This is a genomic window from Gellertiella sp. DMC107 (assembly GCF_056313605.1).
Window position 1 is genome coordinate 388,813 of sequence record NZ_JBQUZZ010000001.1, and the last position, 25,141, is coordinate 413,953.

Consider the following 25,141-nt stretch of genomic DNA (forward strand, 5'->3'; position numbering starts at 1 on the left):
GGCTTCCTTTGCGGCTGTTCTGACAAGCGGAAACATAGGGTGCCCACCCGCATCCGGCAATGCGTCGCGCCGGTCAACAATCCTTGAGGTTGGCGTCAGAGCGTGACGTGCCGGGGAATGAAGCGTGCCTCGAAGGCCTGCCGCTCGAGTTCCTCGCGGAAATCCGGATGCGCGATGGAAATCAGGGCCTTCGCCCTTTCCGCCACGGTCTTCCCCTTGAGGTTCACCATGCCATACTCGGTCACCACATACATCATGTCTGTCCGGGGCACGGTCACGACATTGCCCTTGGTAAGATCGAGCACGATGCGGCTCTTGCGCTCCCCCTTCTTGTCATAGGTGGAGGAGAGGCAGATGAAGCTCTTGCCGCCGGACGAGGCATAACCGCCGCGCACGAATTGCAGCTGGCCGCCGGTGCCGGAAATATGCCGGTGCCCGTCCGTCTCGGAAGCGGCCTGCCCCTGCAAATCGATCTGCGTCGTGTTGTTGATCGCCACCACGCGGTCATTGCGCATGATATTGTGCGGCAGGTTGGTCTGCTCGACCGGACAGCACCAGAAATCCGGATTGCGATGAATGGCGTCGTAAAGCTTTTGCGTCCCGAGCGCGAAGGAATAGGCGATCTTCTTCGGGTGCAGCGACTTGCGGATTCCGTTGATCAGCCCCGCCTCGTAAAGCGACAGCAGCCCGTCGGTCATCATTTCCGTATGCACGCCGAGATCTTTCGCGCCGGATTCGCGCAGCGCCGCGGCCACCGCATTCGGCATGCCGCCAATCCCGATCTGAAGGCAGGAGCCGTCCTCGATCTGCCCGGCGATCAGGCGCCCGACGGCCCGGTCCGCCTCGGTCGGCTCCAGCATCGGCAGTTCCGGCGCCGGGCGGTTGTCACCCTGGATGATGTAATCGACCTCGCGCACGTGAATGCCATTCGTCTCCCCCAGCGCATAGGGGTTGCCGTCCGTCACCTCCACGATCACACAGCGCGCCCGTTCGATGATCGCCCGGTGCCAGAGATTGGCAGCGGAGAAATTGAAATAGCCGTTCTCGTCCATCCGGCAGGTCTTGAACACCACGATGTCGACCGGATCGATGAAGCGACGGTAATAGTCGGGGATCTCGCCCAGATTGACCGGCAGGTAGTGGGCGATGCCCGCATCGTGCTTCTTGCGGTCGTAACCGGAAAAATGGATCGAAAACCAGTGGAAATGCCGTCCCTCGGGATCGGCCTCCAGCACCGCACGCGGCCGCATGGACAGGCAGGAGCGGATCTTCACGTCGTGCAGCTCATCCTTGCGGGCCGCCAGCGCCGCATCGAACACATCGGGCTGCACAAGCGTTGTCCCATAGTCGATCCACATGCCAGGCTTGACGAGACGGGCCGCCTCTTCCGCGGAAATCTCACGCGCCTTTTCAGCCGCCGGTCTGAATGCCATCCGCGATCCCCCCAAATGTCAAAACGCGTCCTCCACGCCCTTGTATTCAAGTTTAGGCAGAGACTTTGTCGGGTGGCAAGAGCAGGACCCCGCCGCCGACATCATCCATCAGTCGAATAGTCCCGGCACGCGATCGCGGCGCCGTTCCTTCCACTGATCGACAGGCTCTATTCCAGCACAAGTTCCAGGCAGGCCAGATCGAGCCAGCGATCGAACTTCTGTCCCACTTGCCGGAAGGTGCCCACATGGCGGAAGCCGAGGCGGGTGTGGAGCGCGATCGATCCTTCATTGCCGGCTTCGATGCAGCCGATCAGCACATGCACCCCGTTCTTCCGGGCTTCGGCGACCAGCCGTTCCAGCAGCAGGCGGCCGATCCCCTGCCCGCGACAGGTCTTCGCGACATAAATGGAGTGCTCGCGCGTGTGGCGATAGCCGTCATGCGGTCGCCAGTCCCCATAGGACGCATAGCCCACCGTTTCGCCGTCGAGTTCGGCGACGAGCACGGGAAAACCCCGCCCCTGCCGGTCGGTCATCCAGGCGCGACGGTTGTCGAGATCGACGAGAATCTCGTTCCAGATCGCCGTCGTATGGCGCACGGCGTCATTATAGATGTCGAGGATGGCGGGCAGATCGGCCTCGCCGGCTTCGCGGATCAGGACGGTCTTCGCCATCGGGAATTCCTTTTGTGAGACGTGGAGCATCGGCGGCAGAAAGACAGATTCTGGGCGGATTAGAAAGTCCCGAGGCACACAGGAAGCTTTCATGCCACTCTGCCATGCTGCGATCACAATTGGCGCCGATGGCATGCGCCAGCAGACCGCTTTTTCCGGACCCCATCGATGCGTCTCTCAGCCCTTTCCGCGTTCCTCGCGCTTTTTCCTCTCACGGCGATGGCTGGACAGGGACCGGCATCGACTGTTTTTCCACCTGCGCCCAAGCCTGCTGGCATCGCTTCGCCTTCCCCGGCGATCGCCCCGAAACCGAAGACGGTAAAACCCAGGGCAGCGACAACAGTCAAAGGACTGGTGGAACCGCATCTGGCCCTCGCCCCTCTGAAAGATGCACCGGTTCGCGTGGCCCTGACCTTCGATGCCTGCAGCGGCAAGACGGATTCCCGCATTCTCGATACGCTGGTTGAAAATCGCATCCCGGCCACGATCTTTGCCACCGCCCGCTGGCTGAAGCGCAATCCGCAGACCGTCTCCGTGCTCAAGGCTCATCCGGACCTTTTCGAAGTGGAAAATCATGGAGCGATGCACGTCCCGGCCGTGGACAAGCCAGGCGCCGTCTATGGCATCCAGGCGGCAGGCTCCGCCGAAGCCGTCACCGCCGAGGTGAAGGGCGGTGCGGACGCTCTCGCCGAAGCGGGATTTTCGCCCATTCGCTGGTTTCGCGGCGCCACGGCTCGCTATACGCCCTCCGCCATGGAGGAAATCGGCACGCTGGGCTACCGGGTCGCGGGCTTTTCGTTGAACGGCGATGACGGCGCGACCGTCTCGGCGGCAACGGCCGAAAAGCGGCTTGCCAATGCGAAGGACGGTGCAGTGGTGATCGCTCACATCAACCAGCCGGACCGGGCTGCAGGCGCAGGTATTGCCAAGGGCATTATGGTCCTGAAGGCTCGTGGAGTGACCTTCGTCCGGTTATCGGATGCCGCCGAGGAGGCCGGTGCCAGGACCGGCCATTGAGGGTAGCCTCAGGCCTGTGGTTCAGGCGGTCAACACCACGTCCATACCCCAGGGATCGACGAAGCGGGTTTCGCCGCCGTTCCGTTGCGTGGCGATTTCCAGCCGTTCCAGGCTCGACTTGACCTTTTCAAGCGCCGCCGCATCATTGAAATGCAGGCTGTAGCGGGCAAGGCCGGACTGGTCGGCCTGACGGGCGCCCGTGCCCCGGCTCTGCCAGATATTGGCCGCCACATGGTGGTGATAGCCGCCTGTCGCATAAAAGCTCGCGCCCGGATAGTCGCACATCTTTTGGAGGCCGAGCACATCCATGAAGAACGCGTCAGCAGCCGGCAGATTGCCCACCTTCAGATGCAGATGGCCGATGGCAACGCGCGCATCCATGCCGCCGAACCGTTCCTTCGGGGTTTCGTCGTAAAGCGCCTGCAGATCGAAAGGCAGCGTATCCATGGCCACCTTGCCATCCGGGGCATAGGACCAGCGCCCATGCGGACGGTCGGCATAGATCTCGATGCCGTTTCCTTCCGGATCGGAGAGATAGATGGCCTCGCTGACGAGGTGATCGGCGGCCCCATCCAGACGGATGCCTGAATGGGCGGCGTGAACCAGCCAGCGTCCGAGCGCCTGCCGGTCCGGCATAAGAAAGGCGGTGTGGAACAGGCCGGAGGCGCGCTCCGGCTGCGGACGGATATCCTTGCCCGACACGAGGGACAGGAAGGGCTTTCCGCCCGTGCCCAGAACCGCCCCATGGGCATCGCTCTCAAGCACTTCGAGCCCGATTGCCTCCTGGTAAAAGCGCCGGACGAGCGCCAGATCCCGAACGGCAAGCCGGGTTTCCCCCACATGGGCAGGACGGTCGAAGGCAAAGTCAGATGTGGCGCTCATGGTGGTCATGTGTCGAATACTCCAGATGAGGCTCCCAATCTGGCCCCTGTTCGCCGTTTAATAAAGAGCAACAAATTCAGAAAGACCGTTCGCTTTAGTTGAACGATCCGCCAAGGAGGGCGCCGTGGTCTTGATCCTGATCAATGCACGGGACGGGTCGAGGCGCGAGACTTCTTTCAACGGGGAATGGAACCGGAAGGCGGGACGCCCCATTGAAGGGAGAACGGACATGTATCGCAAGATCATCGTACCCGTGGATATCGCCCAGGTCGAGCGGGGCGAAACCATCCTCCGCCGGGCGGAAAAGATCGCCGAGGCGGATGGAGACATCATCCTGCTCAACGTGGTCGAGGACCTGCCCTCCTATCTCGCCATCGATGTTCCGGCAGGGCTGATCGAAGGGGCGCTCAAGGAAGCGCGCCAGGCATTGACGGCCCTGAAGCTGCGCTGCGGCAGCCGTGCGCGGATCGAAATCCGCACCGGCCACGCGGCCCGGGAAATCCTGGCGGCAGCGGAAGAGCATGGAGCGGATCTGATATTGGTGGCGTCGCACCATCCGGATCTGTCGAACTATCTTTTCGGATCCACCGCCGACCGCGTGGTGCGCCATGCCGGTTGCTCGGTGCTGGTGGACCGGGTGAACTGAACGGACGGAAGACCGGGCCCGAGGAGGTCCCCTCTGTCGAGAAAGAAAGGACTTGAGTCATCATGGATATTGCGCATTTCGAAAAGCGTCTGGTCGACCGCAAGCGCGAACTGAACGAACGCCTCGGACGCATCGAAAACGATCTGGAACAACCGGTCGATCGCGATCTGGAAGAGCAGGCGGTCGAGCGCGAAAACGACGAGGTCCTCGAGGAAATGGGGGGTGTCGGCCAGAAAGAGCTGGTGGCCATCGATGCAGCGCTGGCCCGCATCAAGGCGGGAACCTACGGCACATGCCCCAAATGCGGTGGACCGATTTCACAGGCCCGGCTTGAGGCTGTTCCGGAAGCGGCCCTCTGCGAGGAATGCATCGCGGGCTGACAAAAATCTCTCCCTCTCCTCTCCGGCTGGCTCCCTCGCCAGCCGTTTTTTTTGCCGAAGAACGGAGCGCTGGCGCTCAGGCCTCCCGAGCCGGCTGGGCCGCTAGCTTGTTGCGGGCGCGGTCACCCGGCATCGGACGGCCGCCGGAATGCTCCCGCAGTTCGGCCCGGAACTCGTCCCGCCGTTCGTGAATGCTGGCGATCACAAGGCCCATGGGCACGCCGAGCTCCACGAGGCTGGCTTCCGAGAGATGGAGACTGGCCTCGATGGTTTCGGGAACGGCATCCGTCACGCCCATCTTGTAGAGATGGCGCGCATGCGTGGCATCGGTGGCACGGGCAATGACCGGAATGTCCGCCCGCATGCCGCGGGCAAGCTCGGTGATCCGGTCCACGGCGGAGCGAGAACCCGTGGTGACGATCACGGCCGTGGCCGTATCCATGCCGCAGGCATGCAGGAACACCGGATTGGTCGCATCGCCGAAATAGACGGCCTGGCCGTCGCGACGGTCGCGCGCGACCTCCGCCGCATTGCCGTCCACCGCGATGAAGGGAATGTTGTGACGCTTGAGCATGCCCGTCACCACCTTGCCGACCCGGCCATGACCCACCACGATGGCGTGCCCCTGCATGCTGGGCGGCGGCTCGGGCGGTTCGCCGGCTGCCTGCTTCTGGGACAGCCGGATGCTCAGCCGATGGCCGAGCGATGCGAGGAGCGGCAAGGCGACCATGGTCAGGGCGACCGAGGTCAGCGCCACCTTGGAAAGGGCAGGATCGATCAGCCCTGCCGCAGTGGCGGAGCCGATCCCGACAAAGGCGAATTCGCCGCTCGGCGCCAGCAGCAGGGCGGACTCCACCCGGGCGGCTGCGGAAATGCCGAAAAGCCGGCCAAGCCCGATCACCACCACCGACTTGGCGATGATGATGCCCGCCACCGCAGTCGCCAGCAGCAGGGGCGCTTCCACCACACTCGTCAAATCGATGCTCATGCCGACCGTGAAGAAGAACATGCCGAGCAGCAGACCCTTGAAGGGCTCGATCAGGGCCTCGACCGCCTTTCGATATTCGGTCTCCGCCAGCAGCAGCCCGCCGACGAAGGCGCCGAGCGCCATGGACATTCCGAACAGAGCGGCGACGAAGCCGGAGCCAACCACCACGAAAAGCACCGTCGCCAGAAAGACATCGGCCGACTTCAGCTGGGCGACGAGACGGAAGAGCGGTCGCATGAAGACCCGGCCCGCCACCGTGATCACCACCAGCGCCGCCGCAGCCTGACCCAGCGCCTTGCCGATACTGGCGGACAGTCCGCCGCTGCCGCTCGCCAGAAGCCCGATGAGAAGCAGGATGGGAATGACCGCAATGTCCTGGGCGAGCAGAACGGAAAAACCGGTGCGCCCGGTCGCCGTGGTCATCTTGCCCTTCTCGGAAAGAAGTTCGATCACGATCGCGGTCGAGGAAAGGGCCAGGCACGCGCCGAGAATGATGGACGGCGTTGCGGGAATTCCGCCGAGATACATCAGACCGGCAAGCAGCCCGAGTGAAAGCAGGATTTGCAGCGAACCGAAGCCGAACACCAGCCGACGCATGGTCATCAGGCGCGAGAAGGAAAGCTCCAGCCCGATGAGGAAGAGCAGGAACACAATCCCGAGTTCGGCAATCCCTTCCACCCGGTGGACGTCCACCACCACGAACCAGGACAGGAAGGGCATCTCCTTGAGAAAACCGCCCAATGCATGCGGTCCGAGCAGGGCGCCGAGGCCGATGAAACCGAGGATGGGATTGATGCCGAGACGCCGGACCAGGGGAACCACCACACCCGCGACAGCGAGTACCACCATCGCATCGCTATAGCTCGAGAGATCACTTGCGACCGCCATGCACATCCTTTCCTTGCGATGCACCGAAGCCACGTGCATCTGTTCAACTGTGGGAAACCATCCTATCGAGTGGAATCGTGTCGAAAGCAGGATAAACGGGCAATTGCCCGTTGAAAAAGAAAAAATCCGTGATTTCACCGGCGTTTGACAAACAAAATTGAAAAAAGGCAATATTTCGCCGTTGATCTGCCGGCTTCGCGCCGTACTTGCAACCTTGCATTATGAAAAATTTTATAAATACCGGATACGACTTCTTGACCACACAAAATTGTCGTGAGGAGACAGGCAGGCGCGAATCCGGCAGTGGCAGACGAGCAGAAACCACGTCAGGGTGGATAGGATGTCGGATATAGTTATACTTCGCGCAGCGCTCGACGCTCTGAACGGTGCGGATCATCAGGCCAGCGGCCTCCGCCCCGCGTCGCAGACGGCCGGCCTGGACGGCGCGCCGATGAAATCCGACGCTGCCACCACGGCAGCTTCACGGTCAATGACCGCATCGCCTGTGCAACGGCCCTTCACCCGTTCCGATCTGGTGCCGGAAATGCTGGCAGACGCAGCTGCGCCGCTTGGCATGCTCATCGATCAGGATGTCTATTTCGACGATGAGCTGGACAGCGAAAGCGTCCGCCTGCTCGCGCTCAAGGCGCAGCAGCAGCTTTCGATCCAGGCGCTTGCCATCGCCAATGTCCGCGCCCTGTCGATCATCCACCTGTTTCGCGACGACGAGCCGGCGATCCGCCTGATGTAGAAAAGGGCGCCGCAGCGCCCCCTCCCCTGATCATTTCATCCATTCGGACTTGATCACCTCGATCATCTGGTCCAGTGCGGTGCCCCAGCCTTCCTCGAAGCCCATCGCTGCATGCTTGTCCCGGTCCTCCACATTCTTGTGCAGGGCGCGGGCCCGGTATTTCGTCCCGCCTTCCGTCTCGCGGAACTCGAGGACCGCCGTCAGAAATCCGCCGTCCCGGGGACGGAAACCGGCAGAAAGCGCATCGGTCCAGGAGAGCCGCTCGAAGGGCACCACTTCCAGATAGCAGCCTTCATTGCGGTAATCCTCGCCATTCGGTCCCTGCATGCGACTGTAGAAGCGACCGCCCGGCTGCAGATCGATTTCGCATTCCGTCGCCTTCCAGGGGCGGGGGCAGAACCACTTCATCAAATGCTCCGGCTCGGTCCAGGCGCGCCACATCAGCTGGCGCGGCACGGGAACGAAACGCTCGAATTCAAGATCCAGCTGGCCTGTCTCAGTGCTCGTCATTCTCGCTCATCTCCCTTTTGGCAGCGCGATCACATAGCTGTCGAGCTGGTCGAGCCGCGTTTCCCATTGGCGGATCTGGCGGTTCAGCCAATCCTCCGTGGCTTTCAAGGCATCCGGTTCCAACCGGCAAAGACGGATGCGGCCCCGCTTCTGCGTCCGGATCAGACCGCTATCCTCCAGGACCTGCACATGTTTGAGAAGTGTCGGCTTGGCCATGGCGAAGGGCGCCGTCACATCCGAAAACGAAGCTTCTCCCTGAGAAAGTCGCGCCAGAATGGCTCTCCGGGTCGGATCGGAGAGGGCATGGAAGCGACGATCGAGGTCTGCTGAACAGGTAGCCATATAGCTAACCCATCATCCGCAGGCAGTCCCGTCAATCAAAACTTAGCCAGACGGCTAACTGAATTTTCGGGTGTATTAGGCGCCCGCCCATGGACGACTAGTGCAAAGGCGGGCCTCGACAGCACGCTGCGCTCCCGCGATATTGCGCATTTTCAGCGCCGAATATGGCGAGCGAGAGTTCTGGGCGGCATGATCGACAGCGTGGCGAGTGAGCATTCGGAAACGCCAAAGGGGGAACGGGCCGATCCCCGGATCTTTGCCGAACGGATCGCCCATCTCAGGCGTCAGATGCCGCTCGTTCTGGGCGCCAACATGCTTGTGGTTCCCTTTGTGGCTTACGTGCTGGCCGGATCCCTGACATGGCAGGGCGCCGTGGCCTGGGGTGTGGCCATCGAACTATTGACGATAGCCCGCTGGATTGCGGTGCGCCGCCTGCAGGCGTCGCAACATGCGCCCTCATGGCGCGTGCGGCGGGAAGCGGCTGGCTTCGTGATCGGATCGGCAGCGTCCGGCCTCTTGTGGGGCTTGATGGGCGGCGCGACCATCGAGGCCAATCGCGGCCTCGACCCGCTGCTGGCGCTGATGTTCATCTGCGGCATGGTGTCCGGCGCGATCGGCTCGCTGTCGACCCTTCCCCGGGTCTATGCCGCTTTTGCGATCCCTGCCGTGCTGCCGGTGATTGCGCTCTACATGCTGCGACCGGGCGTCGGCGATGTGACCTATGCCTTCGCCGCGGTCATCTATCTGGCCGTCAATCTGGGATATGCGCTCTCCTTCTCGCGAACGCTGACCAGCAGCATCGCGCTTCGGTTCGAGAATGCGGATCTCATCATCCGTCTTCAGGAAGCGCGGGGACGGGCAGAAGAGGAAAGCAACCAGAAAAGCCGGTTCCTGCAATCGGCCAGCCACGATCTGCGCCAGCCTCTCCATGCCGTTACCCTGACCCTGGCCGATCTGTCCGAGCAGTTGCCCGAAGCCCTGCGGCCGACGCTGAACCAGGGCCTCTCCTCCGTGCAGTCGCTGGCCGAATTGCTGGATCGTCTGCTTGAGGCATCGCTCGCCAGTTCCGGCCAGCTGGCGTCGGTCAGGGCACCCGTCGATCTGGCCGCGCTCCTTGCCAATCTGGAATTCGAAACCGCATCGGAAGCGGCTGCGAAGAACCTGACGATCACGTTCCGGCAGACCGATCGCTGGGTGGAATCCGACGCTCTCATCCTGACGCAGATCTTGAGAAACTACCTGTCAAACGCCTTGCGGCATGCCCGCGGGCATATTCTCGTGGCGGTGCGCAGCCGCAACGGCCAGGCGCGGATCGAAGTGTGGGACGACGGACCGGGTATTCCTCCATCGCTGCACAAGGCGATCTTCGAAGCCTTCTATCAGATCGGAAACCGCCAGCGCGATCCGGCAAAGGGTCGTGGTCTGGGGCTCGCCATCGTGGAGGGCATGGCAAAGGTGCTCGATGCAGAGATCGGATTGTGCTCCCAGCCGGGGCGCGGTTCCGTCTTTCACGTAACCCTGCCTTACTGCGCCGCCCCGTTTCGCGAAAAGGACGAGCTTCCGGCGGCAGGGGATCGGGCAATTCAGGCGCCGGAGCGGGAAATCGAACCCCATGCCCCCTGCGTGCTCGTGGTAGAGGACGATCCCCAAATCCGGGCGGTGACGGCCGAACTTCTGGCGCGCTGGGGCTTTCGAACCGAACTCGCCGCGGATGGAGAAGTGGCTCTGGCCATGACGCAGGCGGGGTTGAAGCCGGATGCCATTATCAGCGATCTCCGCCTTCCCGGAGACATGTCGGGGCTGGACGCAATCACCCGGATTCGCGACAGTCTCGGCCGGGCAATCCCGGCGCTGATCGTCACGGGTGCTGCCGACAAGGTGCCGAAAGCCGCCCTGCTGGGGATCGCCCTGATGAAAAAGCCGCTCCTGCCCGGCCGCCTCAAGGCCTGGCTGCAATCCCTCTCGCCCGGATCGGCGACCTCAGACTGACTGACCTTTGGCGCTCGCCTCCTGGGTCGAGCCCATCAGGTTCGACAGATCGCTCCGGCTGCGCAGCCCGAAGCGGCGGAAGATCAGCGTCAGATGGGCTCGCACCGTATTGTCGCTGATGCCCAGCTGCCGCCCGATTTCCTTGTTGCTGTGCCCTTCCATGCAAAGACGCGCAATCTCCCTCTGCCGCAGGCTCAAGGCCTGCCATGCAAGCGCATCGGTGCATTGCCCGGGTTCATAGACATCGCCGTCGAGGACCGCACGGATGGCGGAGACGATTTCCAGCGCCTCGCCATTCTTGGCCACGAAGGCCGAGGCGCCCGAAACCATCATGCGATCGCGGAATTCCTCCGCAGCCGAGAGAATGATGACGGGAATGGTCGGATAGGTCTGGCGCAGCACCTTGAGCCCCTCGGCATCGGGGGCGTCGGGCAACATGAGGTCGAGGATGGCCAGGTCGGCATCGAAGCCATGGGCCAGAATGGCCAGCGCCTCCCCCAGCGTGCCCGCTTCGGCAATATCCATATCGGCCATATGGCGTTCGATCAGTGCGCGGGCACCGGAACGAAGGATGGCGTGATCATCTACAAGGATCAATTTTGGCATGATTTTTTCATGTCGGGTAAACGCTCTGATTTCAATACTTATTTTTTAATTTGCTTAAGAAAGACAGTTTTCCCCACAGGCGGGCGGGCTTGATACGCTGTTCTGCCGGGCTTATCTCTCAGCCTAATGACAGACTGTTCCATTGCAGAATCAAGAAAGAGTGAAGATGTCCATATTCAAGGATTTGCCCGACGCGCCGCGACCTGCCCGCAAGCCTTTCTCCGACACACGCCACGGCCAGACCCGGGTGGACGACTATGCCTGGATGCGCGCGGCCGAATGGCAGGAACTGTTTCACGACACCTCGATTCTGGAACCGGAAATCCGCGCGCACCTGGACGCCGAGAACGCTTACATGAAGGCCGCCATGGCCGATACGGAGGCCCTGCAAAAGGTTCTTTTTGCCGAAATGAAGGGGCGGATCAAGGAAGACGACAGTTCCGTTCCCGTGAAAGACGGTCCCTTTGCCTATGGCTCGCTTTATGTGACCGGAGGTGAACAGCCGCATTTCTTCCGGACGCCGCGAGACGGCGGGGAACGGCAGCTTCTGCTCGACGGCGACCGGGAAGCGGCGGGCAAGGCCTATTTCCGCATCGGCGGGATCGACCATTCGAGCGACCACCGCACCGGCCTCTGGAGCTTCGACGACAAGGGATCGGAGTATTTCACCATCCGGGTGCGCGATCTCGCAACCGGCGAGGACCTGGAAGATCGGATCGAGAATTCCGATGGCGGCGGCGTATATGCCCCCGACGGCAAGAGCTTCTTCTATGCCATGATCGATGAGAACCATCGCCCGTCAAAACTCTACCATCACGTTATCGGCACGCCGCAAGCCGAGGACAGGCTGGTCTACGAGGAGCTGGATCCGGCCTTTTTCATGAGCGTTTCCGGGTCGCTGCTCGACGATGTGATCTATATCGGCTGCAACGACCACCAGACAAGCGAGGTTCGGCTCATCCGGACCTCAGACCTGATGTCCGAACCCGAGCTGGTGGCACCCCGGCAGGCCAATGTCGAATACAGCCTGACCGAGGGCGGCGACGTCTTTTACATCCTGACCAATGACGGTGGCGCCAAGGATTTCAAGATCATGGTCGCGCCGTTCGACGCGCCCGGCAAGGAAAACTGGACGGAGATCGTCCCGCACGAGCCCGGCCGGCTGATCCTCGACCATGGCGCCTACAAACGCCATCTCGTCTGGCTCGAACGGCGGGACAGCCTGCCGCGCATCGTCGTTCGCGACCGGATCACGGGCGAGGAACACGCCATTGCCTTTGCGGAGGAAGCCTATTCGCTGGGCCTCCAGGGAGCGGCAGAATACGACACCGACGTGATCCGCTTCTCCTACTCCTCGATGACCACGCCCACGCAGCTCTTCGACTACAATATGGCGACGCGCGAACGGGTGCTGTTGAAGACCCAGGAAATTCCCTCCGGCCATGATCCGGAGGACTATGTCACCCGCCGCGTCTTTGCCCCGGCAAAGGACGGTGCGCTCGTGCCCGTGACGCTGCTGTATCGCAAGGAAACCCCTCTGGACGGCACCGCGCCCTGCCTGCTCTACGGCTACGGCGCCTATGGCATTACCATTCCGGCAAGCTTCAACACCAACGCCCTTTCGCTGGTGGATCGGGGCTTTGTCTACGCCATCGCCCATATCCGCGGCGGCAAGGACAAGGGCTACCAGTGGTACGAGGATGGCAAAATGGCCAAGAAGATGAACTCTTTTACGGATTTCATCGCAGCCGCCGACCATCTCGTTGAGGGGAAATTCACCGCCTATGGGCGGATCATAGCCGAAGGCGGCTCTGCAGGCGGCCTGCTGATGGGCGCTGTCGCGAACCTGGCGCCGGAAAAATTCGGCGGCTTCATTGCCGCCGTGCCCTTCGTCGATGCGCTGACCACGATTCTCGACGATTCCCTGCCTCTGACACCGCCTGAATGGACCGAATGGGGAAATCCGATCGTCTCTGCCGAACACTATGGCTGGATGGCCGCCTACTCCCCCTATGACAATATCGCCGCCCGCCCCTATCCGCCCATTCTGGCGCTTGCCGGGTTGACCGATCCGCGCGTGACCTATTGGGAGCCGGCAAAATGGGTGGCGAAACTGCGCGACCACACCACGTCCAGCGCACCCATTCTTCTGAAGACCAACATGGATGCGGGGCACGGCGGCGCGTCCGGCCGCTTCCAGCGGCTGGAGGAAACAGCCCTCGAACAGGCCTTCGCCTTGAAAGTCATGGGCAAATTGTAAGGCCTGCGGCGGGTGGTCTGCGCCACCCGCCCGTTTGCCTTCGCGCCGTCAGAAGACCCAGAAATCGGCCAGCGCGAGATGCAGGTTGGCATCCAGCTTGGCAAACTGTATGGCCTTCTGGCTACCCGTTCCATCGGCATCGTAAAACAGCTTGCCCGTATCGGTTTCGTAGATGATGCGATCTGCCGCCCGAAGGGCGATGCCCTTGAGATTCTGGCTGAATGCGAGCGCCGACAACTGTCCGGTCTTGGCGCCCAGTCCGGTAAAGATCGCATTTTCCAGGTCGATGCGGTCGTCCGTTGCATTGAAATCGGTAATCCGGTCGATGTTTCCGCGTGCATCCGGCGCGGTGGAAAAGACGAAATGATCCCGTCCCTTGCCACCGGTCAGAATATCGTTGCCAGCTCCGCCATCGATGATGTCGTTCCCTGCAAAGCCGGAAAGACTGTTGTTGCCGCTATTGCCGGTCAATCGATTGGCCGCGTCGTTCCCCGTGCCGTTAATGTTGCCCTTGCCCGTCAGCTGCAGATTCTCGAACTGCGAGAGCAACTTGTAACTGAATCCAGCCATGACGGTGTCCACGCCCTCGCCCGCCTTTTCGATCAGTTCGTCTGAACTGTCGATGACATAGAGATCGTTCCCCTTTCCACCGATCAACCTGTCCGCGCCGCCTTTTCCATCCAGTCGATCGTTTCCGGCATCCCCGTCCAGAATGTTGCGCAGCGTGTTTCCGGTCAGGCTGTTGTCGAGGCTGTTGCCCGTCGCATTCTGCCAGGTCACGGGGGTCTTGGTCGGTGGCGTCGTCGGCGTGGTCACCGGGGTTTTGGTCGGCGTCGTCGTCGGTGTTGTGGTCGGCGGCTTCGCCGGGGTTGTCGACGGCGTGGTGACCGGATTGGTCAGCGGCGTGGTGGTGGGCGTCGTGGGGGTTTTCGCCCCGCTCGGCGGATCACCGAGAAGTGAATTGTACACACTGCTTTCCGGCGAATTGCCGCTATCGCCCAGCAGGCTCAGCGCCGGCAGCACAGGGCGGGCCGAGTACTGTTTCTGCACGGGTTCGACGAGAACGATATTTTCGATAAGGCCCAGCATGGTCGATGCTTTCAGGGAAAGCGTGATCGACGTGCGGATCGTGTCCATACCCGAGCCGTTGCGCTCGTCGACGATATCCTTCGCATTGTCCACGACATAGGTGTCGTTCCCGGCACCACCGGCCATCCGGTCGGCCCCGGCCCTCCCGTCGAGCAGGTTGTTGCCCGCATTGCCCAGAAGCTCGTTGTTCGATCCATTGCCGGTTCCGTTGATATGGCGGCTGCCCGTCAGAACCAGCACTTCGAAATTGGCCCCCAGCACATAGCTGAAGTCTGCCTTGACGGTGTCGCGTCCTTCCCCGGCCCGTTCGACAAGCACATCCAGAGTGTCGACGATATAGGTGTCGTCCCCCTTTCCGCCCGAAAGCGTATCGCGCCCGCCCGCGCCGTCCAGCGTATCATTGCCATCGCCTCCGGAGAGGGCATTGGCGCCCGCATTTCCCTTGAGGAGATTGTTCCCGGAATCACCGGAGAAGTTCAGGTTCTTGCTTCCGAGGAGAACGACCGATTCGATATTGGCCAGCTTCAGGGAGGTGAGTGTCGTATACACCGTATCGAAACCCTCCTTGGCGTTCTCGATCACAACGTCCCCTGCGGAATCGACGTAATAGACGTCATCGCCCGCGCCGCCGATCATCCGGTCATTGCCGAGACCGCCATCGAGCACATCGTTCCCGGCGCCGCCCGAAAGCAGGTTATCGCCCGCTGTGCCCGTCATGCGGTTGTCGAGCGCGTTGCCATAGCCGAAGAGCGCCCCGGAGCCGCTCAGCGTCAGGTTCTCGAAATTGGCCAGCAACCGGTAGGAGAATCCGGCAACGACCGTATCCACGCCCTGACCGGCCACCTCGGAAATCACATCGGCCTGATCCACCACATAGGTGTCGTTGCCTGCGCCGCCCTTCAGGATGTCGGCGCCGCCGCCGCCGCTCAGCAGATTGTTTCCGCTGTTCCCGACCAGAAGATTGGCCAGATCGTTCCCTGTCGCGCTGATCGAACCCGACCCCGTCAGGAGGAGGTTTTCGACATTGTCACCGAGCAAAAAGTTCACCGAAGAGCGGACGGTATCGACGCCCTCTCCCGCCAGCTCGGTGACCTGATCGCCCGTATTGTCTACCACATAGGTATCGTTTCCGCGTCCCCCGGCAAGTTGGTCCGCACCGGCTCCACCGTCGAGCAGGTTCGCGGCCTCGTTCCCGGTCAGCCGGTTGGCCTCTCCGTTCCCCACGCCGTCGATGGCCGACAGGCCGACGAGGGTCAGCGCCTCGATCCCTGCCGACAGCGTGAAGCCGACGCTGGAGATGACTTCGTCCTGCCCGTCTCCCCCGGTCTCGTCGGCCACATCTCCGGTATCGTCCACCACATAGATGTCGTTGCCGCGCCCGCCCTGCAGGCGGTCGGCTCCGGCGCCGCCATCCAGCCGGTCATTGCCGTCCCCGCCGGCAAGCGTGTTGCGCCCCGCATTCCCCAGCAGGAGATTGTCTTCCCCATTGCCCCAGCCGTCGAGCGCGGCGGTCCCGGTCAATGTCAGCTTCTCGATATGGGCCGAGAGGCGGAAGCTGGCGGAGGCATACACCTCATCCGCGCCGGCATCGGCATCCTCAATGATCACGTCGCCGCTGTCATCGACGATGTATCGGTCATCGCCTGCACCTCCGGACATAATGTCCTGACCGCGTCCGCCGTCCAGAATGTCATTCCCGCCAAGACCGGAGAGCCGATTGGCCTGGTCATTGCCGGTCAGACGGTTGTCAGCCTCGTTCCCCACGCCGTCGATGGCGCGACTGCCTGTCAGAAGCAGGTTCTCGAAATGGACGCCCAGGGTCCAGCTGACTGACGCTTCCACGGAATCGGTTCCGCCGTCGCTCACTTCGTCCGCCCGGTCTCCGGCATTGTCGATCACATAAGTATCGTCTCCGCTGCCACCGGCCAGCCAGTCCGCCCCATCGCCACCGTCGAGCCGATTGTTTGCGTCATTGCCCTCAATCCGATTGGTATCGGCATTCCCCGTTCCATCGATGGCGGCATGGCCGAGGAGCGTCAGGTTTTCGATCCCTGCACCGAGCCGGTAGCTCAAGACGCTGCGCACCTCGTCCGTTCCACCACCGCCGGTCTCGTCCGCGACATCGCCGGCATTGTCGATGACATAGATGTCGTTACCGGCCCCGCCCTGCATCGTATCGGCGCCGCCCAAACCGTCGAGCACGTTGTTGCCGCTGTTGCCGGTCAGCCGGTTGGCGAGCGCATTGCCCGTCCCGTTCAGCGACTCCGTTCCCTCGAGAACCAGCTCTTCCACGTGGTCGCCAAGCGTGAAGCTCACGGTGCTGTGCACGGTATCGCGCCCTTCGCCGTCCGCCTCGGTCACCGTGTCGTTCAGATTGTCCACGCTATAGGTATCGTCGCCCTGGCCGCCTGCCATGGCATCTTCCCCTGCGCCGCCATCCAGAGTGTCGTCGCCAAGACCGCCATTCAGCGTATCGTTACCCGCATTCCCCGTGAGAGTATTATTACCGGAATTGCCGGTGATCACGTTATCGGAGGCATTGCCGGTTCCGTTGATATTGGCGGTGCCGAGCAGCGTGAGGTTTTCGAGGGTTCCCTTCATATAGGAACCCGCCACCAGCGACAGCGTAATGCTCGACTGCACTTCGTCGATGCCGTCGCTGCCGGCGACGGATTCATCGACCGTATCGATGCTGCTGTCCACGATGTAGATGTCATTGCCGGCGCCACCCCGCAGGTAGTCGCCGCCAGCGCCGCCATCCAGATAATCGTTGCCGGCGCCGCCGTTCAGGGTATCCCGGCCGCTGTCACCGCTGATGCGATCATTGCCCGTCGTGCCGGTAATGGTGTCGTCACCAGCCGAACCCCGGAATTCCTCGATGCCCAGCACGGCCAGGCCCAGGTTGGCAAGGTTGTAGGTACCGGTTGTTGCAAACTGCAGGACATCGTACCCGGTCATGCCGTTGATTTGCTGGATGAGCCCGAGCTGCGGCAGGGTGAGGACAAACAGATCGTCGCCGCTACTGCCTTCGAGGATCTCCACGCCGGTGATGGAGGTCGGCAGCACCAGATTCATCGTCCCCGGCAGGGTCAGACGCAACGTGTCCGTTCCGCCCTGCAGGTCGATGATATCGCCCGCGTTGAGTCCATCCGGCTCGACATCGATCACGTCGTTCCCGGCAGTACCCGTCACCGTCTCGGCCACGTTGGTCATGGACGGGTATACGAGCGGCGGAATGGCAGTATCGTCGTTTCTGATGATGGGCATAAGCATGACTCGAAAAGAGAATTTAGCCCATACTAAAGAAACTTAGTTAACTCTGTTTTAATATCTGCTTATTTATTAATGTTATTTTATTTAATATTAATTGGTTTTAATATCAATGATACGCTGACCGCAGCCGATGGTCCCCTCACGGCGCTAAAGCCCCTGACTGGTAGGGGAAAACCGCACCGAAGCAGATGAGACGGGCTGAAGGCGGGACCAAAAGTCGGACTCGCTGTCAAGTGGAGGGTTTCACTCAACGCAAGCTTCGCGCAAGGTTAAAATGGTTAATGAATAGTTAACAAGGATCAGAAAGCGAGAGCGACAATGCGCATCGACAGTGGTCTTCAGGGCTATTATTACGAACAGGGTCGGTTCCGCCGTCCCGAACTGGACAAGGACGAGCCGGCGCAACAGGTGGTACAGCAGCCGGCCCGTGCGCCCTCCTCATCGCCCGTGGTTGAAAGCAGCACCCTTTTGTCCTCGTCTCTTTCGAGCGCCCTCTGGGCCTTGGAAACGGGCGACGTGACAGTTCGGACGGGAGGTTCGCCCGCTCCCCAATACGGCGCGTCAGACGAGCAGAGCGCCGACAAGATCCGCGCGCTCTACATGCAATTTTCCAGCGATTTCGAATAGTTATTCTTCGGCAGGCCGCCCGGTGGACGGCCTGGTACAGGGATTATGACCGGCTAGTCGGTCACGACCACTTCATCGAAATAGGCAAGACGCTTTCCCCCGCAGCTGACCAGCACGCGCAGATTCGAGAAAGCCGTTTTGGCTTCGCCCCGAATATCCACCGGCGTCACCACCTGCGCGACGATTCCTTCCGGAGGATCGATCTCCAGTCGCAGTTCCTGCAGCGGCGGGCGCCCGCGAATGCCCCCTGCCTTCACCATCCGCCAGCGATATCCCGGCGACGGCAGCGAAATGGAACCGGTCACAACCAGACGGTTGATTCCCTTTCCCGGAAATCGGTCGATCCATGCATGCCATTGTCCGGAGGAGAGAACCGGGCAGGCCTCCGCTGCCCGTGCGCCGACCGGCAGCATCGCGCCTCCCAGCGTGATGAGTGCGACAAGACCCGAAATCCTGGAGAGCGGCGACATGAGACAACCCGACCGATACAACGAAACGGAAGGATAGCGACGCGATTCTGTCTGCAGCATGAACGACAGGTTGCAGATCCACAGATTTTCGTGCTCTTGACAGCGCGTCTTCGGTCATACATCTTGCTGCCCATGATGACGAAAACGAACCACGCCCAGACGTATTTTTGGCTGTTCCGATAGGAGCGGCCCCGTCATCACATGACAACGAGCCGCCTCCAGGGCGGCTTTTCTGTTTCCGGGATCTCCGTCCGCCCGAGGCTACAAAAAGGACGAAAGACAATGAACGACATGAGCCTTGCCCACCGACTGCCCGTGGTGCGCATTCGCGCCGTCCGGCAGGAGGATCTCGAAATCCTGGCGACGATGGTCTCGGAGCTGGCCGACCACCATGGCGATTCCGTGCGGCTGGATGCGGATGCACTGGCGCGGGATCTCTTCGGACCCCAGCCCTGGATTCGGGCCTTGATCGCCGAAAGCGACGGACGGGCGATCGGCTACACGATTCTTGCACCGGCCTACCGGGCCAATGAAGGCGCGCGCGGGCTGGACATCCACCATCTCTATGTCCGGGCCGCATTCCGCAATCAGGGTATCGGCCAGAACCTGGTCGCCATTGCCCGCGAGGAAGCCCGTCGGCTGGGATGCAGCTTCATGACCGTCGGCGCCGCAACAGGCAATTTCAAGGCACATCGCTTCTACGAAACCCTGTCCTTCACGCCGCGTCCTGTGACGGGCATGCGCTATAACCAGTCTATTCAGGCCTGAGGCCGGGAGGGCGCACCATGTCCGCCATTGCTGTCCTGCTCACCGACCAGTTCGCCGATTGGGAATGTGCGCTGCTGAGCGCCGTTGCCCGCACCCATCTTCATTGCGGCCTCACCATCGCCACGCCGAATGGCCTGCCCGTGACCTCCATGGGCGGCTTGCATGTCACGCCCCATGCCCGACTGGACGATGTCAGCCCCGCCGAGACGGATGCCCTGGTCATCTGCGGCGGCATGAGTTGGGAATCGCCCGCCTCGCCGGATATCTCGACGGCCCTGATGCGATTTTCATCGGCAGACAGGATCGTCGCTGGCATCTGTGCGGGAACCGTGCCCCTCGCCAAAGCCGGCTTGCTCGATGCACGCCATCACACGTCGAACAGCGCGGAGACGCTGGCGAGGACCGGCTATGGTGGAGCTTCTTTCTATCGAGACCAGCCGGATGCCTGCCGGGATGGCAAGGTGATCACCGCCGCAGGAACGGCACCGCTGAGCTTCACGGCCCATGTCTTGGAAGCGCTGGGCTTTGAGAGCCCCGACCTTGCCGGCTTCCTTGCGCTCTTCACGCGGGAGGCCGGGACCGCCCGATTTACGGAACCGCGGGAATAGCCTTGAGATAGGCCGCGATGGCCGCACGGTCCTCGGCCGGCAGCCGGGCCATGTTCTTCTGCACCTCGACCATGGTCCCACCGACGGAGTCGAAGTCGGGCGTCATCCCTGTCTCGAGATAGCCGGCAATGTCCTCCGCGCTCCAGGAGCCCAGCTCGCCGCCCGGCGTAATGTTGGGGATCTTGCCCTTGCCTTCCGGATTGGGTCCGCCCGCCAGCCATTTGCCCTTGAGGAATCCGCCCATGGCATCGCGCGGCGTATGGCACTCGCCGCAATGGCCCGGGCCTTCCACCAGATATTGGCCGCGCTTGACCGCATCATCCGCGCTGGCCAGCGTCACGCGCGGCGCATCGGTGAAATAGAGGAATTTCCAGCCGCCCAGCAGCCTGCGGATTCCGAAGGGAAAGCCGAGCTCGTGCTCCGGTGCCTCGGCGGCACTCTTCGGAAGCGTCTTCAGATAGGCAAACAGGTCGTTCACGTCGGACGCGGTCATCCGGCTGTAGGAACTGTAGGGAAAGGAAGGATAGAGATGCGCGCCCTCGTCATCGACGCCGCGCAGCATCGCATTTCCGAATTGAGCGAGGGTCCAGCCCCCGATCCCGGCGTTCTCGTCAGGCGAGATATTCGGTGGATGGAAGGTCCCGAAGGGTGTCGGAAGCGGCGCACCGCCGGACAGGGTGAGATCGCCCTTGTCGGACGCGCCCTTCGGCGCATGACAGCTGATGCAGCCACCGGTCCAGAATAGACGCTCTCCGTTCTTCACGTCGGGCGTACCCACGCTGGCAAAGAAGGAGTCGGGCAAGGGTTTCGGCTCGGTGACGAGCATGAAAACTCCGAACCCCGCCACCGCGGCGGCAAGGCCGACACCGGCCAGTCTGGCAACAAGCGAAACCATGCCTTCCCCTCGGAAATGGGGCCGCGGCGGCACCCGGGATGCGCCGCGGCCAATCGGCTGGAACGGACGATCAGTCCTTCAGGCGATAGGTCTCGTGACAGGCGCCGCAATCGGCACCCAGCGTCTTCACCGCAGCGCCGACAGCGGCCTGATCGGCCGGCAGGGCGGCGAGAAGCGCATCGGCATCACTGCCGAGCTTGGCGGCCTTCGACTTGAAGTCATCGAAGTTTTCCCAGATCTTCGGGGAAGCTTCGGTCTTGTGGCCGGTTTCGGAGCCCTTGGGGAACTGGTCCGGGAAACCCTTGATGGTTTCGGACATGGTGGTGAGCGAAGCCTTCACGACCTCCGCGTCATAGGGGGTCTTGCCCTTGACGATACCGACCAGGCCACCCATGGCCTTGCCGATCTTCTCCATCATTTCCTTGCGCACTTCCTGCGGTTCGGCAGCGGTGGCGGCGGCAACGCCAGCCATGTTCAGGGCAATGGCGGCAGCCATCAGAGTTTTCAGTTTCATGGGGTCCTCTCCTCCGGCGGCGTCGGCGAATCCGTTTCTGCCAGCCATATGTTCACGACGCGCATGATGGCAAGCTTCTGTGGCGGCTTGAAGTCACAAGCCTGTGAGACCTCAGGCCCATCACGTCTTCGTGACCTCATTCGGCAGCGGCGCGGCCGGTTGCCAGATCCTCCCCAGGCCCGGCCGAGCGGCGGACACCGAACCCCGCCAGCAAGCCGATCGCCATCAAAACGGTGGCCGCATAGAAAGGCAGGCCCGGAATATCGATCCCCTGTGCCGGATCCACCGCGTAAGCGAAGGCATAGGCAAAGGCCCACGGCCCGACCATGCCCGAGAGGCCGGCAATGCTGGCGCTTGCTCCCTGCAGTCGGCCCTGTTCATCGGCGGGCACCTCGCGGGTCATCAGGGCGGAAACCGACGGCTGGGCAAATCCCCAGAGCGCCATGACCGGAACGCCCATCATGAAGATTGCGCCCGTCGGCGCCCATCCGTAGAGGGCGAAACCGATGGCCCCCGCCGCAAGTCCGAGCAGCATGGCGCGCTTTTCGCCGATGGCCTTGACCACGGGGCGGACCAGTCCGCCCTGGACGATCATGCCCGCCACGCCGACGCCTGCCAAAAGGAAGCCCACTTCCCTTTCCTGCCAGCCATAGCGCAGACCCATATAGAGCACGGCGCAGGCCGGCAGAACCTGGTGGGCAAGCGCAATCAGGAACACGATGACACCGAGCCGCTTCAACTCCACGGTGCGCGTGAGCAGGGAAAGCGTGGTGATCGGATTGACCGAGCGGAGCTTGAAGGGCGCACGCAAGTCAGGCTTCAGCGATTCCGGCAGCACGAAGAAACCATAGAGAAAATTGGCCAGACTCATCCCGGCAGCCGCGAAGAAGGGCAGCCGGAGGTCATAATGGCCGAGAATGCCGCCGACGGCGGGGCCGAGCACGAATCCGAGACCGAAGGCGGCCCCGAGCATCCCGAAGGCACCGGCGCGTTTTTCCGGCGGCGTGATGTCGGCAATATAGGCCTGGGCGGCCGAAACCGTGGCCGAAAAAATGCCCGCCAGGATACGGCCGACGAACAGGACCCAGAGGGCCGGCGCCAAAGCCATCAGCAGGTAGTCGAGCCCGAGACCGAGATTGGAAGCGAGAATCACCGGCCGCCTGCCGAAACGGTCGGAGAGCGCACCGATGACCGGCGACGCGATGAACTGCATCAAGGCCCAGACGGACATGAAGATGCCGAGCATTTCCGCTGCACGGTTGAACTCGCCACCCGTGAAGAACAGGATGAGCTTCGGCAGGACCGGAATGATGATGCCGATCGACAGCATGTCGAGAAGCACGGTCAAAAAGATGAAGATCAGGGCCGGCGAACGGCGGCCCGGCGCCGGTATGGATTGGGTCATGAAAATCGTTCCTCCTGAAAGGCCGTGAACGCTATTGGCTGCCGGCCGATTGTCAAGCGCCTCGCGCCGGACGCCGTTGGCAGGCGGCGGGTTACAGGTGGCCGCTCAGGCCATTCCACAAGGTCAGGAGCGTGACCACGATCAGGACGGCGCCGGCGATGCGCCCGGTCCAGATCGTGGCCTCGGGCTTTCCCAGCAGGAAAGACCTCGCCTTGCCGGCCGCAACCGCCACGCCGCCGTAGACGCCGAACTGGGTGGCCGCCACCATGAGCCCCATGACGAGCGCCTGCCGCCAGAGCGGCCCGTAATCCGGCCGGATATACTGGGGAAAGACCGCCAGGGTGAAGAGATAGGCCTTGGGATTCAGCAGGCAGGTCACCATGCCCTGCCGGTAGATGCCCCACCAGCCGCGCCGGCTGACCAGATCGTCGGGAACATGATCGATGCGAATAGAGCTGCGGATCAGCGTGTAACCGATCCACAACATGTAGCTTCCGCCGGCCAGAAGCATGACGAGATAAAGCGCCGGCAGCCTGGCCGCGATCAGGCCCGCGCCGAATACCCCGTAGAAGGAATGGAAGATACCGCCCGTGACAATGCCGGCGACGGCCGCCATGCCGGCGCGCCGACCGCCGTTCAGGCCATTGGCCAGCACGAACAGCGAGTCCATGCCCGGCACGATGATGATTCCGAAAAGCAGCACGAAAAAGAGCCAGAGATTGGCCGCATAACTCATGATCATTATCCTCGCTCCACAATGCTTGCCGTTCTGGCACAAAACGTGAACAGAAAACAGGGGCAGAAGGATGAAATGATTTTATGCGATTGTGCGCCGGTCTGATGGATGAGGTTTTCCGGATGGGTGCCGGGAGCATTCCAGCCAAAGAAAAACCCGGTTGCAGGAGCAACCGGGTCGTTCGAATTCTCGGTGGCGAAAGCGCTTACTTTGCAGCGGCTTCGTACATTTCGAGGACATAATCCCAGTTGATCAGGCTGTCGACGAAGGCTTCGAGATATTTCGGGCGGGCATTGCGGTAGTCGATATAGTAAGAATGTTCCCACACATCCACGCCGAGGATCGGCGAGCCACCGTGAACCAGCGGATTTTCGCCGTTCGGGGTCTTGGAGATTTCCAGCTTGCCGTTCTTGACGGAAAGCCAGGCCCAGCCGGAGCCGAACTGGGTCGTGCCGGCGGCAATGAAATCGGCGCGGAACTTGTCGAAGCCGCCGAGGTCGGAATTGATCGCTGCTTCCAGCTTGCCCGGCAGCTTGTTGCCGCCGCCGCCCTTCTTCATCCACTTCCAGAAATGGATGTGGTTGTAGTGCTGGCCGGCATTGTTGAAGAGCCCGGCATTCTTGCCGAAGGACTGCTTCACGATGTCTTCGAGCGAGAGGCCATCCATGCCCGCTTCCGCGGCAAGCTTGTTGCCATTGTCCACATAGGCCTTGTGATGCTTGTCGTGGTGATATTCGAGGGTCTCGCGCGACATGAACGGTGCGAGCGCATCGTAATCATAGGGAAGTTCGGGCAATTCGAAGGCCATGGTTTTCTCCTTTGGCAACAGGATGCGTTAAAGAGGCATCTTTCGATGCCGGAACATAGGTGCGGATCGATCCCGAGGCAACCTTCCAAACGTCAAAATCCCCCATCGCCCGTCGTCCATCGGGGGCTGAACAGTGCGCGTGCGGCTTGACGCGCAAACGTCGCCATGACCTCATGACGGCCCGACCCCATCGCGATCCCGCCGATATCGCACCAGAAAAAAAGGATTGAACGATGTTCCAGACAGCCTCCCGCAAAACCGTGCTGCTCCTGTCCGCAACCCTCCTCGCCATCGGCCTGAGCGCCTCTGCCCGCGCCTCCTCCGGCGATGCATGGGCGGAATTTGCCCGCGATGTGGAAAAGGCCTGCAAGGCCGCCGTGCAGGGTACCTATGTCAAGCCGCGCGTCATCGTCGATCCCTATGGCAGCGAAACCTATGGGCTGGCCATCGTCACCGGCAAGCTGAAGGCCGGTGGCACCGGCTCGCAGATCTGCGTCTATGGCAAGCAGAGCCACAAGGCGGAAGTGGGCAGCGAACTCGGACCGGACGTGCTGAAGATCGACCGATAACCGGTGAAGCGGGCCT

Annotated in this window: 25 protein-coding genes; 10 read left to right on the top strand and 15 right to left on the bottom strand. The window is 62.0% G+C overall.

Features of this window, described 5'->3' with window-relative positions; genetic code table 11:
* Positions 1–95: 95 nt before the first annotated feature.
* Together ACT54B_RS01740 and ACT54B_RS01745 are read right to left on the bottom strand one after the other, a co-directional pair.
* The gene (locus tag ACT54B_RS01740) at positions 96–1,433 is read right to left on the bottom strand and encodes an acetyl-CoA hydrolase/transferase family protein (RefSeq protein ID WP_476042399.1); all 1,338 of its coding nucleotides are present in this window, start codon (positions 1,431–1,433) and stop codon (positions 96–98) included.
* Positions 1,434–1,600: 167 nt separating this feature from the next.
* Positions 1,601–2,104, bottom strand: coding sequence for an N-acetyltransferase family protein (locus ACT54B_RS01745; protein ID WP_476042400.1), 504 nt, complete (start codon positions 2,102–2,104; stop codon positions 1,601–1,603).
* A gap of 354 nt (positions 2,105–2,458) precedes the next feature.
* Between ACT54B_RS01745 and ACT54B_RS01750 the strand changes: the two genes are divergently transcribed.
* Positions 2,459–3,121, top strand: coding sequence for a polysaccharide deacetylase family protein (locus ACT54B_RS01750; RefSeq protein ID WP_476042402.1), 663 nt, complete (start codon positions 2,459–2,461; stop codon positions 3,119–3,121).
* 21 nt (positions 3,122–3,142) lie between these two features.
* Here ACT54B_RS01750 and ACT54B_RS01755 read toward each other — a convergent pair whose 3' ends face one another.
* Positions 3,143–4,012 carry a VOC family protein gene (locus ACT54B_RS01755; protein WP_476042405.1) on the bottom strand — a complete coding sequence of 290 codons (870 nt, stop codon included), beginning with the start codon at positions 4,010–4,012 and terminating at the stop codon, positions 3,143–3,145.
* A gap of 220 nt (positions 4,013–4,232) precedes the next feature.
* Between ACT54B_RS01755 and ACT54B_RS01760 the strand changes: the two genes are divergently transcribed.
* A complete protein-coding gene (locus tag ACT54B_RS01760) occupies positions 4,233–4,649 on the top strand; it encodes a universal stress protein (RefSeq protein ID WP_476042406.1) in 417 nt (138 codons plus the stop codon).
* Positions 4,650–4,711: 62 nt separating this feature from the next.
* Positions 4,712–5,029: a TraR/DksA family transcriptional regulator gene (locus ACT54B_RS01765; protein ID WP_476042408.1), complete on the top strand. Its 318-nt coding sequence runs from the start codon at positions 4,712–4,714 to the stop codon at positions 5,027–5,029.
* 76 nt (positions 5,030–5,105) lie between these two features.
* On the opposite strand, the gene ACT54B_RS01770 is transcribed toward ACT54B_RS01765, so the two are convergent.
* Positions 5,106–6,905: a cation:proton antiporter domain-containing protein gene (locus tag ACT54B_RS01770; RefSeq protein ID WP_476042410.1), complete on the bottom strand. Its 1,800-nt coding sequence runs from the start codon at positions 6,903–6,905 to the stop codon at positions 5,106–5,108.
* 43 nt (positions 6,906–6,948) lie between these two features.
* The gene (locus ACT54B_RS01775; protein WP_476042412.1) at positions 6,949–7,302 is read right to left on the bottom strand and encodes a hypothetical protein; all 354 of its coding nucleotides are present in this window, start codon (positions 7,300–7,302) and stop codon (positions 6,949–6,951) included.
* A gap of 93 nt (positions 7,303–7,395) precedes the next feature.
* Between ACT54B_RS01775 and ACT54B_RS01780 the strand changes: the two genes are divergently transcribed.
* Positions 7,396–7,656: a hypothetical protein gene (locus ACT54B_RS01780; protein ID WP_476042413.1), complete on the top strand. Its 261-nt coding sequence runs from the start codon at positions 7,396–7,398 to the stop codon at positions 7,654–7,656.
* A 30-nt stretch (positions 7,657–7,686) separates the two neighbouring features.
* Here ACT54B_RS01780 and ACT54B_RS01785 read toward each other — a convergent pair whose 3' ends face one another.
* The gene (locus ACT54B_RS01785; protein ID WP_476042415.1) at positions 7,687–8,166 is read right to left on the bottom strand and encodes an SRPBCC family protein; all 480 of its coding nucleotides are present in this window, start codon (positions 8,164–8,166) and stop codon (positions 7,687–7,689) included.
* Positions 8,167–8,172: 6 nt separating this feature from the next.
* Positions 8,173–8,508 carry an ArsR/SmtB family transcription factor gene (locus ACT54B_RS01790; protein WP_476042416.1) on the bottom strand — a complete coding sequence of 112 codons (336 nt, stop codon included), beginning with the start codon at positions 8,506–8,508 and terminating at the stop codon, positions 8,173–8,175.
* A gap of 189 nt (positions 8,509–8,697) precedes the next feature.
* Between ACT54B_RS01790 and ACT54B_RS01795 the strand changes: the two genes are divergently transcribed.
* Positions 8,698–10,497, top strand: coding sequence for an ATP-binding response regulator (locus tag ACT54B_RS01795; protein ID WP_476042418.1), 1,800 nt, complete (start codon positions 8,698–8,700; stop codon positions 10,495–10,497).
* Here ACT54B_RS01795 and ACT54B_RS01800 read toward each other — a convergent pair.
* Positions 10,489–11,103, bottom strand: coding sequence for a LuxR C-terminal-related transcriptional regulator (locus ACT54B_RS01800; RefSeq protein WP_476042419.1), 615 nt, complete (start codon positions 11,101–11,103; stop codon positions 10,489–10,491). The two genes, ACT54B_RS01795 and ACT54B_RS01800, sit on opposite strands and share 9 nt — an antisense overlap.
* A gap of 166 nt (positions 11,104–11,269) precedes the next feature.
* On the opposite strand from ACT54B_RS01800, the gene ACT54B_RS01805 reads away from it, so the two are divergent.
* Positions 11,270–13,363 carry a S9 family peptidase gene (locus tag ACT54B_RS01805; protein WP_476042421.1) on the top strand — a complete coding sequence of 698 codons (2,094 nt, stop codon included), beginning with the start codon at positions 11,270–11,272 and terminating at the stop codon, positions 13,361–13,363.
* 48 nt (positions 13,364–13,411) lie between these two features.
* Here the strand turns inward: ACT54B_RS01805 and ACT54B_RS01810 are convergent, their stop codons facing one another.
* On the bottom strand, positions 13,412–17,719 hold the full coding sequence (locus tag ACT54B_RS01810; RefSeq protein ID WP_476042423.1) for a beta strand repeat-containing protein: 4,308 nt from the start codon (positions 17,717–17,719) through the stop codon (positions 13,412–13,414).
* Positions 17,720–18,043: 324 nt separating this feature from the next.
* On the opposite strand from ACT54B_RS01810, the gene ACT54B_RS01815 reads away from it, so the two are divergent.
* A complete protein-coding gene (locus ACT54B_RS01815; RefSeq protein WP_476042425.1) occupies positions 18,044–18,352 on the top strand; it encodes a hypothetical protein in 309 nt (102 codons plus the stop codon).
* 53 nt (positions 18,353–18,405) lie between these two features.
* Here ACT54B_RS01815 and ACT54B_RS01820 read toward each other — a convergent pair whose 3' ends face one another.
* Positions 18,406–18,822, bottom strand: coding sequence for a hypothetical protein (locus ACT54B_RS01820; protein ID WP_476042427.1), 417 nt, complete (start codon positions 18,820–18,822; stop codon positions 18,406–18,408).
* Positions 18,823–19,104: 282 nt separating this feature from the next.
* Between ACT54B_RS01820 and ACT54B_RS01825 the strand changes: the two genes are divergently transcribed.
* Together ACT54B_RS01825 and ACT54B_RS01830 are read left to right on the top strand one after the other, a co-directional pair.
* Positions 19,105–19,590, top strand: a complete 486-nt coding sequence (locus tag ACT54B_RS01825) for an N-acetyltransferase family protein (RefSeq protein ID WP_476042429.1) — start codon at positions 19,105–19,107, stop codon at positions 19,588–19,590.
* Between the two features lie 17 nt (positions 19,591–19,607).
* Positions 19,608–20,198 (top strand): DJ-1/PfpI family protein, encoded by a 591-nt coding sequence (locus ACT54B_RS01830; protein ID WP_476042431.1) that lies wholly within the window; start codon positions 19,608–19,610, stop codon positions 20,196–20,198.
* Here ACT54B_RS01830 and ACT54B_RS01835 read toward each other — a convergent pair.
* The 5 genes from ACT54B_RS01835 to ACT54B_RS01855 all read right to left on the bottom strand — a co-directional run bounded on the left by ACT54B_RS01835 (position 20,179) and on the right by ACT54B_RS01855 (position 24,556).
* The gene (locus tag ACT54B_RS01835) at positions 20,179–21,093 is read right to left on the bottom strand and encodes a c-type cytochrome (RefSeq protein ID WP_476042433.1); all 915 of its coding nucleotides are present in this window, start codon (positions 21,091–21,093) and stop codon (positions 20,179–20,181) included. The two genes, ACT54B_RS01830 and ACT54B_RS01835, sit on opposite strands and share 20 nt — an antisense overlap.
* A 70-nt stretch (positions 21,094–21,163) precedes the next feature.
* Positions 21,164–21,607 carry a c-type cytochrome gene (locus ACT54B_RS01840; protein ID WP_476042435.1) on the bottom strand — a complete coding sequence of 148 codons (444 nt, stop codon included), beginning with the start codon at positions 21,605–21,607 and terminating at the stop codon, positions 21,164–21,166.
* Between the two features lie 136 nt (positions 21,608–21,743).
* Complete coding sequence (locus tag ACT54B_RS01845) at positions 21,744–23,012, bottom strand: TCR/Tet family MFS transporter (protein WP_476042437.1); 1,269 nt, start codon at positions 23,010–23,012, stop codon at positions 21,744–21,746.
* Between the two features lie 91 nt (positions 23,013–23,103).
* On the bottom strand, positions 23,104–23,748 hold the full coding sequence (locus tag ACT54B_RS01850; protein WP_476042439.1) for a LysE family translocator: 645 nt from the start codon (positions 23,746–23,748) through the stop codon (positions 23,104–23,106).
* Between the two features lie 205 nt (positions 23,749–23,953).
* On the bottom strand, positions 23,954–24,556 hold the full coding sequence (locus ACT54B_RS01855; protein ID WP_476042440.1) for a superoxide dismutase: 603 nt from the start codon (positions 24,554–24,556) through the stop codon (positions 23,954–23,956).
* A 233-nt stretch (positions 24,557–24,789) separates the two neighbouring features.
* Between ACT54B_RS01855 and ACT54B_RS01860 the strand changes: the two genes are divergently transcribed.
* The gene (locus ACT54B_RS01860) at positions 24,790–25,125 is read left to right on the top strand and encodes a hypothetical protein (RefSeq protein WP_476042442.1); all 336 of its coding nucleotides are present in this window, start codon (positions 24,790–24,792) and stop codon (positions 25,123–25,125) included.
* Positions 25,126–25,141 lie beyond the last annotated feature (16 nt).

What these genes read in the sequence shown, in the direction of transcription:
- ACT54B_RS01740 (WP_476042399.1), bottom strand. Translation starts at nt 1,433, where the DNA reads ATGGCATTCAGACCGGCGGCTGAAAAGGCGCGTGAGATTTCCGCGGAA.
- ACT54B_RS01745 (WP_476042400.1), bottom strand. Translation starts at nt 2,104, where the DNA reads ATGGCGAAGACCGTCCTGATCCGCGAAGCCGGCGAGGCCGATCTGCCC.
- ACT54B_RS01755 (WP_476042405.1), bottom strand. Translation starts at nt 4,012, where the DNA reads ATGACCACCATGAGCGCCACATCTGACTTTGCCTTCGACCGTCCTGCC.
- ACT54B_RS01760 (WP_476042406.1), top strand. Translation starts at nt 4,233, where the DNA reads ATGTATCGCAAGATCATCGTACCCGTGGATATCGCCCAGGTCGAGCGG.
- ACT54B_RS01765 (WP_476042408.1), top strand. Translation starts at nt 4,712, where the DNA reads ATGGATATTGCGCATTTCGAAAAGCGTCTGGTCGACCGCAAGCGCGAA.
- ACT54B_RS01770 (WP_476042410.1), bottom strand. Translation starts at nt 6,905, where the DNA reads ATGGCGGTCGCAAGTGATCTCTCGAGCTATAGCGATGCGATGGTGGTA.
- ACT54B_RS01775 (WP_476042412.1), bottom strand. Translation starts at nt 7,302, where the DNA reads ATGATCCGCACCGTTCAGAGCGTCGAGCGCTGCGCGAAGTATAACTAT.
- ACT54B_RS01780 (WP_476042413.1), top strand. Translation starts at nt 7,396, where the DNA reads ATGACCGCATCGCCTGTGCAACGGCCCTTCACCCGTTCCGATCTGGTG.
- ACT54B_RS01785 (WP_476042415.1), bottom strand. Translation starts at nt 8,166, where the DNA reads ATGACGAGCACTGAGACAGGCCAGCTGGATCTTGAATTCGAGCGTTTC.
- ACT54B_RS01790 (WP_476042416.1), bottom strand. Translation starts at nt 8,508, where the DNA reads ATGGCTACCTGTTCAGCAGACCTCGATCGTCGCTTCCATGCCCTCTCC.
- ACT54B_RS01795 (WP_476042418.1), top strand. Translation starts at nt 8,698, where the DNA reads ATGATCGACAGCGTGGCGAGTGAGCATTCGGAAACGCCAAAGGGGGAA.
- ACT54B_RS01800 (WP_476042419.1), bottom strand. Translation starts at nt 11,103, where the DNA reads ATGCCAAAATTGATCCTTGTAGATGATCACGCCATCCTTCGTTCCGGT.
- ACT54B_RS01805 (WP_476042421.1), top strand. Translation starts at nt 11,270, where the DNA reads ATGTCCATATTCAAGGATTTGCCCGACGCGCCGCGACCTGCCCGCAAG.
- ACT54B_RS01810 (WP_476042423.1), bottom strand. Translation starts at nt 17,719, where the DNA reads ATGCCCATCATCAGAAACGACGATACTGCCATTCCGCCGCTCGTATAC.
- ACT54B_RS01815 (WP_476042425.1), top strand. Translation starts at nt 18,044, where the DNA reads ATGCGCATCGACAGTGGTCTTCAGGGCTATTATTACGAACAGGGTCGG.
- ACT54B_RS01820 (WP_476042427.1), bottom strand. Translation starts at nt 18,822, where the DNA reads ATGTCGCCGCTCTCCAGGATTTCGGGTCTTGTCGCACTCATCACGCTG.
- ACT54B_RS01825 (WP_476042429.1), top strand. Translation starts at nt 19,105, where the DNA reads ATGAACGACATGAGCCTTGCCCACCGACTGCCCGTGGTGCGCATTCGC.
- ACT54B_RS01830 (WP_476042431.1), top strand. Translation starts at nt 19,608, where the DNA reads ATGTCCGCCATTGCTGTCCTGCTCACCGACCAGTTCGCCGATTGGGAA.
- ACT54B_RS01835 (WP_476042433.1), bottom strand. Translation starts at nt 21,093, where the DNA reads ATGGTTTCGCTTGTTGCCAGACTGGCCGGTGTCGGCCTTGCCGCCGCG.
- ACT54B_RS01840 (WP_476042435.1), bottom strand. Translation starts at nt 21,607, where the DNA reads ATGAAACTGAAAACTCTGATGGCTGCCGCCATTGCCCTGAACATGGCT.
- ACT54B_RS01845 (WP_476042437.1), bottom strand. Translation starts at nt 23,012, where the DNA reads ATGACCCAATCCATACCGGCGCCGGGCCGCCGTTCGCCGGCCCTGATC.
- ACT54B_RS01850 (WP_476042439.1), bottom strand. Translation starts at nt 23,748, where the DNA reads ATGAGTTATGCGGCCAATCTCTGGCTCTTTTTCGTGCTGCTTTTCGGA.
- ACT54B_RS01855 (WP_476042440.1), bottom strand. Translation starts at nt 24,556, where the DNA reads ATGGCCTTCGAATTGCCCGAACTTCCCTATGATTACGATGCGCTCGCA.
- ACT54B_RS01860 (WP_476042442.1), top strand. Translation starts at nt 24,790, where the DNA reads ATGTTCCAGACAGCCTCCCGCAAAACCGTGCTGCTCCTGTCCGCAACC.